Here is a 14099-nt window from a genome sequence, read left to right on the forward strand (position 1 = left end):
ATCTTCAAATCAGAATTGCATCCTGTTACATTGAAAAGATGCTAAATTTTCGGCGTTTTTCATGGAGTTAAAGAATCAATCGGACTACGAGCGATACATTAAGCAAGATAATCTTGGTGAATATTACGTAGTTCTCAATCAATTCACTTTTCACAGTGTTTATCAGCCGATTTTTGATAAGCACCAGCGTATTATTGGAATGGAAGCTCTACTGCGAATTCGTGGCATTGATGGTTCGTTAATTCGTCCTGATGTATTTCTGGCCAACAATGGCCTCGATCCCTACTTTCGATTGTGTGTTGAGTTTTTATCCAGAGCAATGCACATTCGAAATTTTGCACGCTGTTTCGCAGGAACGCCTATCAAACTGTTTCTCAATGTCATGCCTCAAACCCTACTCACCCTAACCAAAGACATGGGCTTTAAAGACAACGGCCTGCTTTACAAGCGCCTTTCCGACCTTGGTATGAGCCCATCAGACGTGGTGTTTGAAGTAGTCGAAGAGTCCTGCGGTGATACTGATTTACTGATCAAAGCCGTGCAGTTAATGAGAGCGAATGGCTTTATCTTTGCTATCGATGATTTTGGCGCTCAACATTCTGATATCGCACGTGTTCAGCAGCTCTGCCCTGACATCATAAAAATCGATCGCTCTTATCTACTTGATTACTGCGCCGGAGAAACTTTTTCCATACATAGCGCCGTTGAGCTCGCGGCTCATATGGGAGCAAAAGTGATCATAGAAGGGGTAGAAGAAGACGTGCAGCTGCAAGCGATGTATCAACTTGATTTGGATTATTACCAAGGCTTTTACTTAGGTAAGCCTTGCGCCATTCATCACTGGACCGATAGCCTAAACATTGAGACGACACTGCATTGACACTGCCCCCTTACGATACAGTAAAACCAAAAAAGCGCCGATATATACTCGGCGCTTTTGGGTTTTGCTTGGCGATGACCTGCCTAGCTAGGTATTAATTTGCTTAGAAAAAGTCAATAGAGTTACGTCCGCTCTTCGGATCACGAGTCGCTCGCGGCTTTTCAGCTTTCTTACCTTTCTTCGCCGATTGCGAAAGCGCGTTTTGTTGTGCTTTACGCTCTTTATGCGCTGCTTTTCGGCCTGTTGACTTAGGTCCAGAGCCTTTAGCTGGCTTGCTTTGGCGAGATTTCTCTTTACGTGCAGATTGCGCTTCTTTCTTCGCTTTCTTTTCCGCTTTTTGCTCTGCCGTTTCAGGTTCGGTTACTGGCGCATCGCAAACCACAACATAATATTCCTGGTTAAACTCAAAAAAGTCACCATCATACATCTTGCGGCGCTTACGTGTTTCTAGCTCACCATTCACCGCGACGTAACCTTCTTCGATGATATGCTTTGCTTCGCCGCCACCGCTGACCAAGTTCGCGATTTTAAAAAGCTTGTACAGTTCGATCGGATGCGCATCAACGTCGATGCCAATCGCTTCGATCTCAATCTCTTCGCCTTCTAAATACTCTTCGTGGTCGTAATCTTGGGTCATGTTACTTACTCTTACTATTTGATGCCCTGAAGTTTAAACGCAATGCTTAAAAATAGAAACCTCTGCCGATGCTCAATCACTGATTAGCCTTGGCATTTGAGCACCTCTTAACCCATTTAACTTGCTGCTCGTTAGCTTGTATGTCGAGGCTTGGTTCAAACGAAGCTGCAATTACGCAGTCTGAAGGTATATACTCTTCAAGTTATTGTTGAAAAGAGCGAATACTTTGTCTCAACCAAGCAGAATTACCTTTGTCACGGCTAACTTGTTTAATTTTGTCGCACCTCCTGATGCCTACTATGATTTCGAAAACATCTACTCGTTAGAGCAATGGCAAGACAAACTTGCTTGGACGCAACGTCAAGTTGAAAAACTGGAAGGTGACGTGATTGGCGTACAAGAAGTATTCAGTATCGAGAAGACCCAGGCATTCTTTTCAACCATCGGCTACCCCTACTTTGCGACCGTTGACACCCCACATGTAGAGGATGAGTACATTTACTCAAGCCCTGTTGTGGCAATCGCATCTCGGTTTCCAATCGAAAAAGTACAAGCTGTAGAATTTGACTTAGCAACGCTTGAGCCTTTTGGAGTAAGTGTTGCTCCAGAGTTCAGTCGTAAACCTATCTATGCCCAAGTCATACATCCTGTACTCGGTCATATCGCCGTTTACGTGACGCACCTAAAATCTCAACACCCAGCCGACTCAGAACAACCAGAAACGTCTAGCACGATTATGGGGCGCTGGTTATCCACCCAGCAAAGAGGTTGGGAAGCTGCGATGTTAAGAGACGCGATGCAAAAAAGGTATAGAAAGGAGCCAATGCCAACGGTGTTAATGGGCGATATGAATCAACCTATCACTCCAACCAGTGTTAATAGCGCATTGGTAGCCAATACTGGTGACAGCGTCACTGAGTTGCAACTCAAAGATGGATGGTCATTACAAAGTGACGCTCTGAAGGATGAACGCCCCGCTACGCATTATCATTTTTCCACTGGGAATGTGCTCGACTATATCTTGCTCTCTCAAGAGTTTGACACCTTATCAGATATATCGGTTGCCGAGGTTGTTGATTATCAGGTGTCTAACCAACATCTGATCAACCCGATTTATGACAGAGATAAAAACGCCAGCGACCACGCATTTGTGGCGCTGACGGCTGAAGTAAAGCTTTGAGTAACCTGTTTAGTGACGTTTAACAATTTTACGTGGAATCAACTCAACACCCGGTTTATAACGTTTGGCGGAAGCGTTGAGCGCTAACTCCATTGCGCTGTCCGCGATCAACTCAAATTGTTGAGGTAAAGAGTTGATTTTCACTGGCAAGAAGTCCAGCAGTCGATTATCACCAAACGTCGCTAGGCGAACTTTGCTCATGAGTTCTGGCTTTTCGAGCATCACATCCAACACACCTTCTAACAGTGTGTATGACGTTGTGACAATGGCATCTGGCAGCTCGTTCTCTCCTAGCCATCTCTCTAAGACTTTCTTGCCTTCTTCTCGGGAGAAGTGTTGTCCATAACCCACTGTTGCCGTTTTGCCACCTTGTTGAGAAGCGGATAGAAAACCGAGCTCACGCTCTTTTGAAACTTGAAGGTCTTGCAATGCGCCGATTAAGCCAATGGACTTTATATCCTCGGACAGTACTGACTGAGTGAGTTCAAGTGCGGCGTCAAAATCTTCGCTGATGACACAACAAAAGTGCTCATCATCCATTGGGCGGTCTAGCGCGATAACTGGCGTACCAGAATTTTGCAACTTAAGATAATACTCGTTTGCAGTGGGCATACCACTTGCCACAAACAACGCATCAATGCGACGACTGACTAACGCTTCCGCCACCTTTTGCTCTGTATCAGGATCATCATCAGAGCAGCCAATTAAAATTTGGTACCCTGCTTTACGCGAGTTTTGTTCAATCAGTTTTGCAAGACGCGCATAACTGGTGTTTTCTAAGTCTGGGATGATAAGCCCAAATGAGCGTGAATTACCTGCTCGCAAAGAAGACGCCGCATGATCTGGCTTATAATTGTATTCTTCTACAACGGCCATCACTTTCTTCTGAGTCTTCTCGCTGATGCGGTATTTCTGCGCTTTTCCGTTAATCACATAGCTTGCAGTTGTCTTAGAAACGCCTGCTAATTTGGCTATTTCATCCAGTGTCATATTCTAAACCTTATTCTGTGCGCGCGATCATATTAATACATCAGCGATCTTTCGATAAGTTGAATTATAAGCTGAACCGATTCAGTATAAAAGCTGAAAGGATTCAGCAAAACTTAAAAATTGACGTAAATCACCTGAATACACAACAAACCAATTTGTAGGCTAGGCTATAGGACAGCGCCAAAGACTCATTTGTTAACGTCAGTTTTTAAAATAGTTTTTCTGAGTCTTTTAAAAAATTTACCAATAAGCTGAATCGATTTAGCTTGAAAAATAGAATGGTTTGAGGAGTGATAAGCGCTCAGCAGAAGCAGCGTTCAACTTCTCACACAGAATACATTTTTAAATTGATACCTTAAGGCTGGAGAAGCACCATGCTTAAGCTAAATAAGAACGACATTACCCTCTCGCAATCAGCGACAGATAAGTTTGCAGCAATCAAGAATATTGCGCAAAGCCTGACAGACAAAGGCCTTGTTGAACAAGGTTATGTGGAAGGCATGCTAAACCGTGAAAACCAAAACTCTACGTTTTTGGGGAACGGTATTGCCATCCCGCACGGCACGACTGACACTCGCTCAATGGTGAAAACAACGGGTGTTGCTGTGCACCACTTTCCACAAGGTGTCGACTGGGGTGATGGTAACACGGTATTCGTCGCTATCGGCATTGCAGCTAAATCTGATGAGCACCTTGGCATTCTTAAACAGCTAACGAAAGTGCTAGGCGCAGATGGCGTAGAAGAACGTCTGCGTAATGCAAAAAATGAAGACGAGATCATCGCCCTACTGCACGGTGATGTTCAGCTTGAAGCAGACTTTGACGCTTCTTTAATTCAACTGATGTTCCCTGCGAGCGACATGCTACAGATGAGTGCTGTTGCTGGTGGTCTGTTGAAAAATACGGGATGTGCTGATAACGAATTCGTTGCAGATCTCGTTACCAAACAACCAACTCACTTAGGTAATGGCCTGTGGTTAATTGGCAGTGACAAACATGTCACTCGCACAGGTGTGTCATTTGTCTCGACGGCAAACGACTGCGAATATGAAGGTCAAAAAGTGCGTGCACTTGTCGCGTTCGCGGCATGTAACAATGCTCACCAACCTATCCTAAAAACGCTTTCTAATATTGTGTTTAACAATGAACACGGCAAGCTTTTAGATGCATCAGTAGAACAGATTCTTGCTTTGTTCAAAGGTGAAGAAGTCACAGCTGCATCTTCAGAAGAAGGCCATACCGCTGTATTTAAAATCAAAAACTCTCACGGCCTACATGCTCGTCCGGGGGCAATGTTAGTCGCAGAAGCGAAAAAGTTTGAATCCACTATACGTGTTGCCAACCTAGACGGAGATGGAAAAGCAGTAAACGCGAAGAGCCTAATGAAAGTCATCGCGCTGGGCGTTAAGCACGGTCACCAACTTCAATTTACAGCAGAAGGCCCTGATGCACCGCAAGCCTTGGAGTCTATCGGAAATGCAATCGCTTCTGGCCTTGGTGAAGGTTAAGGATCCGATATGGCAAACAAAACAAATAAGGTTGTCACTATTACGCTCAACCCGGCATTGGATTTAACAGGTTCAGTAAATGAACTAAACGTTGGTTCCGTGAGCTTAGTACAGCAAAGCAATCTCCACGCTGCTGGTAAAGGTGTCAACGTAGCAAAAGTATTGAGCGATTTAGGCGCAGACGTCACGGTTACCGGCTTTCTTGGTAAAGATAACCCTGAGCTATTTCATCAGCTTTTCAATGACATCAACGTTAAGAATGAATTTGTGGAAGTAGAGGGTGCCACTCGTATCAACGTTAAGCTGGTTGAGGCCAATGGCAACGTCAGTGATATCAACTTTCCTGGCGTTCAAGTAACGACCGACGAAATTACTCGCTTTGAGGAGACGCTATTCCGTCTCGCAAAGACTCACGATTACTTTGTACTTGCGGGTAGCTTACCTGGAGGCGTAACCGCCGAACAATGTGCTGCGTGGATAAAAGCACTGCATCAACAAGGCAAAAAAGTGTTGTTCGACAGCAGTAAAGCCGCATTGAAATCAGGTATTGAGGCTCACCCATGGTTGATTAAGCCTAACGATGAAGAACTTGGTGATTTTGTTGGCGAATATCTAGAAACACCAGAACAATGCCAAGCCGCCGCGCAAACACTGAGTGACAAAGGCATCGAGAATATTGTTGTGTCGATGGGAGCTGACGGTGTGATGTGGCTAAACCAAGGCGAATGGCTTCGTGCACAACCCCCTCGAATGAATGTGGTAAGCACCGTTGGCGCTGGCGATACGCTAGTTGCTGGCTTGTGTTGGGGTCACATGCAACTGATGCCGAAAAACGATTTATTGCGCTTCGCTACAGCACTTTCTGCCTTGGCAGTTAGTCAAGTCGGCGTAGGGCTAACCAGTCAGGAAGAACTGGAGAACATCAAGCTGCAAACTGAAGTTAGCGAGCTTTACCCTATTACAAACTTAGAACAAAACTAAGGAACAGAAGGTTATCGTATGAATATTGCCATTATTACTGCCTGTCCGAGCGGTGTTGCAAATAGCATCCTTGCGGCAGGGTTACTAGAACAAGCAGCCGCAAAATTAACCTGGAATGCAAAAATCGAATGTCAATCAAGTGTGGTTGAACCTACACTGCTGACGGAAGCTGACGTTGAGCAAGCAGAAGTCATTATCATTGCGGCAAATACTTGCGTGGATACTTCTCGTTTCGTAGGGAAAAAGGTTTACCAAGCGGAAATCCGCGAAGTAGCAAAAGACGCAACTGCATTTCTCCAGCAAGCGGTTGAAAACGCCACTTTACTTGAAAAAGCAACCACACTTGCAGCCCCTATCACTCCTGAAGCAACATCAGCAGCGAAGAAAATTGTCGCAATCACCGCTTGTCCTACTGGCGTTGCGCATACCTTTATGGCAGCAGAAGCGCTAGAAGAAGAAGGCAAACGCCTTGGCCATCAAATCAAGGTGGAAACTCGTGGTTCAGTTGGTGCGAAAAACCAACTGACAAATCAAGACATCGCAGACGCTGATCTAGTGATCATTGCTGCAGATATCGAAGTGCCACTTGATCGCTTCAACGGCAAAAAGATGTACCGCACGAAAACAGGCCCAGCTCTGAAGAAAACAGCCGAAGAGATGGACAAAGCATTCGAGCAAGCCACGATTTACCAACATTCAGGTTCTGCAAATTCTGCTTCGGCAGCAGACGAGAAGAAAGGCGCTTACAAACACTTGATGACAGGGGTATCGCACATGCTGCCTGTGGTTGTCGCTGGTGGTTTGATCATCGCCCTATCGTTCGTGTTTGGCATTGAAGCATTTAAAGAAGAAGGCACGCTAGCTGCAGCATTGATGAACATTGGTGGTGGCTCTGCATTCGCATTGATGATTCCTGTTCTTGCGGGTTACATCGCGTTCTCAATTGCTGACCGTCCGGGTCTGGCTCCTGGTCTTGTTGGCGGTATGCTAGCAAGTTCAACGGGTGCTGGTTTCCTAGGAGGTATCGCAGCTGGCTTCATTGCCGGTTATGCAGCGAAGCTCCTTGCGGACAAAGTAAAACTCCCACAATCGATGGAAGCGCTTAAACCAATTCTGATCATTCCATTTGTGGCAACACTGTTCACCGGCCTTGTGATGATCTACATCGTAGGTGGCCCAGTTTCAGGCATCATGAACGGCCTGACTGACTTCCTAAACAACATGGGATCTGACAGTGCAGTTCTGCTAGGTATTATCCTTGGTGCGATGATGTGTTTCGACCTAGGTGGCCCAGTAAACAAAGCCGCTTACGCATTTGGCGTCGGTCTATTGGCTTCGCAAACTTACGCGCCAATGGCAGCAATCATGGCAGCAGGTATGGTTCCTGCGCTAGGTATGGGTTTAGCGACCTTCATTGCGAAGAACAAATTTGAACAAAATGAACGTGAGGCTGGTAAAGCATCATTTGTATTGGGCCTGTGTTTCATCTCTGAAGGCGCAATTCCATTTGCCGCCAAAGATCCAATGCGTGTGATTCCATCTTGTATGGCAGGTGGCGCGCTTACTGGTGCCCTATCCATGCTGTTCGGTGCAAAATTAATGGCACCACACGGCGGTCTGTTCGTACTGTTAATCCCTAACGCCATTTCACCAGTGTTAATGTACTTAGTGGCTATCGCAGCTGGTACAGCAGTAACTGGCTTTACTTACGCTTTCTTAAAAAGCAAAGCAGAAGCCAAACAAGAAGTCGCGGCATAAACAGAATTACTCCGCTTAACAATGCCACCCTCGAATTTGGCATTCAGCACCTCCCTTTAATTCCGGTTAAGGGAGGTGTTTTTTATTCCGCAGCCGGAACGGCAACAATGTCTACTTCCCCACTATTCATATCCACCGTCGCTTTATAAGTACTATGCGGATCACCGTAATGTTTAAAGGTGAAGTGGTATACATTGGCTGGCGTCCACAAAATTTTCGAATCAGCGGGCATAATGTCATAGCCATCTTGCTGATAAAGCTCTGTCGCCATTACATTCGCAATTGCCGCCTGCTGGTTTGAGTCACGATCCACCTTTGGCTCCAAAGAAGGGTTACTCGGGTAAGATTCACCGTTGTAACTCATGAGTCGATATGAGCCATTACTCCAAACGATGAAATCTTGCCAGCCATTGCTGTAACTATCTGCAAGTACAATAGGCGTGCGAGTGACAGACATTCGATTGATAACGTTCCCCTCATTATCAAACATATAAGCTGCACAACCACCGCTGCCACAGAAATAACGGTCCTGTAGCAATACAATGTGTTCTGCATTGCCATCGCTGTTTAAGTCGGCGCTACCCGATATATAACGTAGATTGTCTTGTTCGAGTGAAAGCCCTTCAGACGCTAAAACCTTGCTACCAATCCAGTTGGAGATGACTTCAGTGCTAACGCTGTTGACTTTAGGAATGGCTTGCTTAGCCTCTTCTGTAGTCATACTGTCTGTCGTAGTACAGCCAACCAAGGTGAAAGAACCGACGAAGAAGAGTCCGTGTAATACGCGCTTGTTCATGTTATCTCGCTCTTTGATGTATCGTTCCATCAGTATACGCATGATTTGTATTGCATTCGTAAGAAAATCATTAGAATCAAGTAAATGAATGGGTTGGTGTACATTGGTAAGATCAAAAAAGCCCTGAAGAAGACCTTCAGGGCTAGGCAGGAAGCTGGCAAATAGCCAGGAGTCCCTATGCAGTGGTCGGTTTTACCCTAAACAGAATCGCAAACATCACTGGCACTACAATCAGTGTCAGTACTGTAGCAAAACCAAGACCTGCCATAATCGTTATTGCCATCGATCCAAAGAAGGCATCGAAGACGAGTGGAATCATCCCCAAGATGGTCGTCAGAGCAGCCATACTTACCGGACGAACACGACTGATCGCACTATCGACAATCGCGAGGTAAGGCTCTTTCCCTGATTCCAACTCAAGGTTAATTTGATCAAGCAACACAATACCGTTTTTCAAAATCATGCCACTTAGGCTCAGCAAACCAAGGAATGCTGTAAAGCTGAACGGCATATTAGTGGTAAGCAAACCAAAGGCAACACCAATGATCGCCAACGGCACGGTGAACCAAATGACCAACGGCTTTTTAATTGAGTTAAACAGCAAAATAGTAATGATGAACATCAACAAGTAACCCATCGGCAACGAACCAAACAGACCTTCTTGCGCATCTTTCGATGATTCATACTCACCACCCCATGTGATTTCGTAACCTTCTGGAATATGCAGTGCCATCACTTTAGGCTGCACACGCGCAAACAAGCTTGCCGCCGTGTCGTCGCTCAACACATCGTGGTCAGCAAGCACAGTTAATGTGCGCTTGCGGTCACGACGCTGAATTAGCGGCTCGCTCCAATCCAATTTAACGCCATCAATCACTTGGTCGACCGGAATATACGTTTGCAGTGATGGGCTCCAAATGGTCACGTTCTGTAGTGATTCAAAGTCCACGCGTTCTTCTTCAGGAAGGCGCGTCATAATTGGCAAAGTGTGTGTACCATCGCGTAAGTAACCCAACGTGCTACCACCAAACGCCATTTGTAGTGTGCTTGAAAGATCTTCTTTCGAAATGCCCAAGCGACGAGCTTTAGACTCATTGAAAACAGGCACAAGCTCCTTAGTACGCTCTCGCCAATCGTGACGAATGTTTCGGGCACCAGGGTCGGTATGAAGGATGTCTTCAACTTGCACCGCTAAATCACGCAAAACTTGTGGGTCAGGACCAGTAATACGCGCTTCTATCTTAGACGCTGGTGAAGGGCCAAACTCCATCAATTTAAATTGGAACGTAGGCGCATCAAATGTTTTCGCCAGATTCGCATCTAACTTGTGCAACAAACCGAACATGTTCTCACGATCAGTGGCGCGAACTTGGAACTGGGCGTACGCTTCGTAACTTTTCTCTGGCTGATACGTAAGAGCAAAACGCTGCAACCCCTGCCCAATTGAAGCAGAAACAAAGTCAATATCGTCTTGCTGACGAATGTAGCTTTCCACTTCTTCGGCTTTTTTGATCGTTTCGCGGATATCCGTACCTTCTGGCATCCACATATCAACGTAAAACATCGGCGTGTTCGATGGTGGGAAGAACTGCTGTTTTACATTACCAAATGCCACGACAGCACCCACTAATAGCGCGACCATGCCAGCAACCGTGAGCCAACGGAATCGCAGTGCGAATTTCAGCGATGCGCCAAATACAACAAACAGCCAACCTTTATAGGGATCTTCTTCGTTGGTATCTTGGCCCTTGTCCTCTTCTTTCAACAATAGATCTGCGAGGAATGGCGTCAGCGTAATAGCGGTAATCCAGCTCAAAAATAGTGAGAAACACAGCACCCAGAATAGAGAGCCCATGAATTCACCCGTTGCATCTTGCGACAAACCGATAGGTGCAAAAGCCGTAATCGCAATGATGGTTGCGCCAAGCAAAGGCCACTGTGTTTGCTTTACAATATCGACGGCCGCTTGAACTTTAGTGCGCCCTTTTTTTAGGCCAACCAAGATGCCTTCCACGACCACAATCGCGTTATCAACCAGCATACCCAGAGCAATAATTAACGCGCCAAGAGAAATACGGTGCAGCTCGATATTGTTGTAGTTCATCAAGATGAAGGTACCGAACACCGTCAATAACAGCACGACGCCAATGATGACACCACTGCGTAAGCCCATCGTAAACAGCAGAACGATGATAACGATCGCCACAGCCTCTGCTAGGCTAATCACAAACGCTTTAACGGACTCATCCACTTCATTGGCTTGGTTGTAAAAGTAGTTCATATCGATGCCAGCAGGCTTGATAGACTCAAGGCTCGCAAGCTCCGCATCCAAACGTTCGCCAACCTCAACCACGTTCACACCTGACGCAAACGAGATACCGATATTAATTGCTTTTTGACCGTTAAAGAGTACGACGTTGCTTGGCTTCTCTTGGATACCACGAGAAATCGTTGCTACGTCTTTTAGACGAATTAGGTTCCCAGTGTCACGACCATGAATGATCAAGTTTTCTAGCGCTTCTACGGTGTTTAAGGTACCACTTGGACGAATGACAAGGCTTTCGCCATTGACCATCACTTCCCCTGCTGAAACCACATTATTTTGTTGGTTCAACAAGCTCGCAACCACATTCATGTCTAAGTTCAGCGCGGCAAGGCGGTCAAGAGAGATCTCAACAAACAGCATTTCTTGCTGATCGCCCGTGATATCCACTTTTCCTACGCCATCAACCAGCTCGATTTCACGAGTCAGGTAATCAGCATAGCGTTTTAGCTCGACATAATCGTAGTCATCGCCAGTGAGCATCAGCATCACGCCATAAACGTCACCGAAATCATCAATGATCTGCAAAGATTGTACGCCCTGAGGCAAAGTTGGTCGCAAGTCATTAATTTTACGGCGCATTTCATCCCAAATTTGCGGCAGTTCATCAGGACCATAGTCCATTTCCATACTGACCGTGATTTGAGACATACCATCAGAAGACGTAGAGGTAATTTTGTCTATGTAAGGGAGTTTTCGAATCTCTTTTTCTAAAGGATACGTCAGCTCTTCTTCAACCTCTTTCGACGTCGCGCCAGGGTATGTTGAAATGATCATGGCATCTTTAATCGTAAATGCCGGGTCTTCTAGTCGTCCAAGCTCCAAAAACGACGTTAGACCACCAACAGCAAGGATAATAATGAACAACCAGCTGATGACTTTATTTTTTATTGAGTACTCAGCAATGTTCATTATTGTTTATTCTCCACAACATCCACATGTTTACCTTCACGTAATTTACGTAGGTTTGAATTAATCAGAACGTCGCCTTGCTTAACTCCTGACGACACAATGGCTCCGTTGCCATTCACTTGGGAAATCATCACAGGCACCCGAGTGACAACGTCACCCTCTTTTTTCCATACAAAGAACTCATTCTCTTCGCTGCCCGCTTGAAGCGCCGTTACTGGAATACTGTAACCATCGATGGAGGTAATCCCCGCCTTAACCATATCAACCAGAACACTGACACTGGTTCCCGGCAATATCTCTGGTTTTGGCTGTGGCATCGTCAAATACATTTCGTAAGTTTGAGTTTCGGAGTTAGGCTCACTTGTGTGCTCTAAATAGTCCAAAGCAAATGTGTCATTAATGCCGGAGAAGGTTGCTCTGGGCTTGTAACTCATGTTGTCTGAATTTGGGTCCACCATAGCGAGAACATTGTCGGAAAGCTCAATACGCACGTACACCAAATCGTTTTGGTATAGGTTCAACACTGGCTCTCCAACTGCCACACGTTCAAAACGCTCTTTGAAAACGTCAGACACTTTACCGGCAAACGGGGCGAATAAACGGGTGTAGTTCAATTGATTGGTGGCGTTATAGAAATTAGCTTCTGCCAACTCTTTATTAGCTGTTAGCTCATCAAGCTCGGCTTTTGAGATCATCTGACGAGCGTGTAGGTCTTCGCCGCGTTTGAGCTGACGAATCGCCAGTGTATATTGCGCTTCTGCGTCATTTACGGCTTGCTTTTCTTTACTGTCATCCAGCTTTGCGATCATTTGGCCTTGCTTAACAACGTCGCCCGCTTTCACCAACACGTGTTGAATTTCTCCCGCGCGGCGGAATGCCATAGGTGTTTGCTCTGCTGGTACAACTATTCCTTTAAAAGCTCGATATTGGCTTTGTACCGGCGCATCCACAGAGACAGTCGACACAAAAAGCGGCTGCTCGACGACAGCTTGGTTTTCATTTTTGCAACCCGTTAAAACTGCAAGCGCAATTGCAGAGATCGTAAATAGAGATCGTTTCATTAAATGCCTCCCTCACGAACCCAAGCTTTCACGACTTGTCCTTCGACCAGTCGCTCAACGCCAGCAACAACAACGTAATCATTGTTATCAAGCCCTGCTTTCACACCTCCAGAGGCATCAAGAGACACTGTGACTTTATTAACTTGCTGTGTGTTTCTGTCCATTACCCACACTTCGCCTTGCGTCTCTTTTTTGTTTACCCAAGCGGATTGAGGCAACGTCATCGCGTCCGATAGATGTTGTTTAGCTATGTGTACCTGCCCTGTCATACCTGTTAGCAAATTGCGATCTTCTGGTCGAGTTATAGTTACGATCGCCTCATAACTATTGGTATCGACATTTGGCTGAGTCGAAATTTCTTTAAATTTTCCAGGGATACGTTTTCCTGGCTCGCTATCCATCGTCACCCACATATCGGAATTTTGCAGTGACTCAAGTGATACGGATTCCGCATAACTGACTGGCAGTGTGAACGACACATCTAAGGTCGTGTTATCGATAAGATTCAGGATCTCTTGCTTCTCTGCTACCACTTGAAACGGGTTGACATAGGTGTATGACACGATGCCATCAAAAGGCGCGTGAATCTTGGTATAACTCAAGTCTGTTTTGGCTTGTTCGTAGTTTGCCAATGCCGCTTTATATTGAGTTTCTTTCTGGTCGTACTCATCTGTACTAATCAGCTTTTTTCCATAAAGGTTTTTCGCGCGCTCCCATTGCGTTTTTGCTAACGCGAACTGGGCTTGAGAGGCGTCTAACGCAAGCTGAAGATCTTTAGGGTCTAACGTTGCAAGCACTTCACCTTTTTTTACCTCTTGGCCCATGCGAACAAGTAATTCATCGACCTCACCACCCACCTGAAAAGAAAGCTGTGCGCGATGTGTCGCATCAATACGCGCTAAAAAGGCATGCGAGTCTTCAACTTCTAGATCTTTCACCGCCAGTAATTTTACAGGTTTGATTAAAGGTTCAGACGGCTCGGAAATGGCTTTGTTACACCCAGTTAGCATGCCAGAGAGACTTAATGTCACCACAGCACCAACTAAAGTGCGCTTTAAATATTGTTTTCGCAC

At 45.7% G+C, this 14099-nt stretch carries 11 protein-coding genes; 5 read left to right on the forward strand and 6 right to left on the reverse strand.

The features are described from left to right. Positions 1 to 61 precede the first annotated feature (61 nt). Complete coding sequence (locus R2S67_RS04040; RefSeq protein WP_317342386.1) at positions 62 to 880, forward strand: EAL domain-containing protein; 819 nt, start codon at positions 62 to 64, stop codon at positions 878 to 880. Positions 881 to 983: 103 nt separating this feature from the next. On the opposite strand, the gene R2S67_RS04045 is transcribed toward R2S67_RS04040, so the two are convergent. Further along, on the reverse strand, positions 984 to 1517 hold the full coding sequence (locus R2S67_RS04045) for an RNA-binding S4 domain-containing protein (RefSeq protein WP_167427474.1): 534 nt from the start codon (positions 1515 to 1517) through the stop codon (positions 984 to 986). Positions 1518 to 1743: 226 nt separating this feature from the next. Between R2S67_RS04045 and R2S67_RS04050 the strand changes: the two genes are divergently transcribed. After that, positions 1744 to 2697: an endonuclease/exonuclease/phosphatase family protein gene (locus R2S67_RS04050; protein WP_317342387.1), complete on the forward strand. Its 954-nt coding sequence runs from the start codon at positions 1744 to 1746 to the stop codon at positions 2695 to 2697. 9 nt (positions 2698 to 2706) lie between these two features. Here R2S67_RS04050 and cra read toward each other — a convergent pair whose 3' ends face one another. Then, a complete protein-coding gene (cra, locus tag R2S67_RS04055; protein WP_167427472.1) occupies positions 2707 to 3687 on the reverse strand; it encodes a catabolite repressor/activator in 981 nt (326 codons plus the stop codon). A gap of 374 nt (positions 3688 to 4061) precedes the next feature. On the opposite strand from cra, the gene fruB reads away from it, so the two are divergent. Genes fruB through fruA form a run of 3 tightly spaced genes read left to right on the forward strand, consistent with a single transcriptional unit; the run spans position 4062 to position 7934 of the window. Then, complete coding sequence (fruB, locus tag R2S67_RS04060) at positions 4062 to 5195, forward strand: fused PTS fructose transporter subunit IIA/HPr protein (protein WP_317342388.1); 1134 nt, start codon at positions 4062 to 4064, stop codon at positions 5193 to 5195. A gap of 9 nt (positions 5196 to 5204) precedes the next feature. Continuing rightward, positions 5205 to 6176 carry a 1-phosphofructokinase gene (gene pfkB / locus R2S67_RS04065; RefSeq protein ID WP_317342389.1) on the forward strand — a complete coding sequence of 324 codons (972 nt, stop codon included), beginning with the start codon at positions 5205 to 5207 and terminating at the stop codon, positions 6174 to 6176. 18 nt (positions 6177 to 6194) lie between these two features. Then, positions 6195 to 7934 (forward strand): PTS fructose transporter subunit IIBC, encoded by a 1740-nt coding sequence (fruA, locus tag R2S67_RS04070; RefSeq protein ID WP_317342390.1) that lies wholly within the window; start codon positions 6195 to 6197, stop codon positions 7932 to 7934. A gap of 82 nt (positions 7935 to 8016) precedes the next feature. Here fruA and R2S67_RS04075 read toward each other — a convergent pair whose 3' ends face one another. The 4 genes from R2S67_RS04075 to R2S67_RS04090 form a co-directional block, all read right to left on the reverse strand. After that, entirely contained in the window at positions 8017 to 8730 is a 714-nt protein-coding gene (locus R2S67_RS04075; protein ID WP_317342736.1) for a hypothetical protein, read from the reverse strand. Between the two features lie 175 nt (positions 8731 to 8905). Then, positions 8906 to 11965, reverse strand: coding sequence for an efflux RND transporter permease subunit (locus R2S67_RS04080; protein ID WP_176319396.1), 3060 nt, complete (start codon positions 11963 to 11965; stop codon positions 8906 to 8908). Next, positions 11965 to 13026, reverse strand: a complete 1062-nt coding sequence (locus R2S67_RS04085) for an efflux RND transporter periplasmic adaptor subunit (protein WP_317342392.1) — start codon at positions 13024 to 13026, stop codon at positions 11965 to 11967. The genes R2S67_RS04080 and R2S67_RS04085 overlap by 1 nt, the downstream gene beginning before the upstream one ends. Beyond that, positions 13026 to 14099: an efflux RND transporter periplasmic adaptor subunit gene (locus R2S67_RS04090; RefSeq protein WP_074190630.1), complete on the reverse strand. Its 1074-nt coding sequence runs from the start codon at positions 14097 to 14099 to the stop codon at positions 13026 to 13028. The genes R2S67_RS04085 and R2S67_RS04090 overlap by 1 nt, the downstream gene beginning before the upstream one ends.

The organism is Vibrio sp. T13N (genome assembly GCF_032970445.1).
GTDB classification, from domain to species: Bacteria; Pseudomonadota; Gammaproteobacteria; order Enterobacterales; family Vibrionaceae; genus Vibrio; species Vibrio diabolicus.

Coding starts and splice junctions, on each gene's coding strand:
- R2S67_RS04040 (WP_317342386.1), top strand. CDS start 62: ATGGAGTTAAAGAATCAATCGGACTACGAGCGATACATTAAGCAAGAT.
- R2S67_RS04045 (WP_167427474.1), bottom strand. CDS start 1,517: ATGACCCAAGATTACGACCACGAAGAGTATTTAGAAGGCGAAGAGATT.
- cra (WP_167427472.1), bottom strand. CDS start 3,687: ATGACACTGGATGAAATAGCCAAATTAGCAGGCGTTTCTAAGACAACT.
- fruB (WP_317342388.1), top strand. CDS start 4,062: ATGCTTAAGCTAAATAAGAACGACATTACCCTCTCGCAATCAGCGACA.
- pfkB (WP_317342389.1), top strand. CDS start 5,205: ATGGCAAACAAAACAAATAAGGTTGTCACTATTACGCTCAACCCGGCA.
- fruA (WP_317342390.1), top strand. CDS start 6,195: ATGAATATTGCCATTATTACTGCCTGTCCGAGCGGTGTTGCAAATAGC.
- R2S67_RS04075 (WP_317342736.1), bottom strand. CDS start 8,730: ATGAACAAGCGCGTATTACACGGACTCTTCTTCGTCGGTTCTTTCACC.
- R2S67_RS04080 (WP_176319396.1), bottom strand. CDS start 11,965: ATGAACATTGCTGAGTACTCAATAAAAAATAAAGTCATCAGCTGGTTG.
- R2S67_RS04085 (WP_317342392.1), bottom strand. CDS start 13,026: ATGAAACGATCTCTATTTACGATCTCTGCAATTGCGCTTGCAGTTTTA.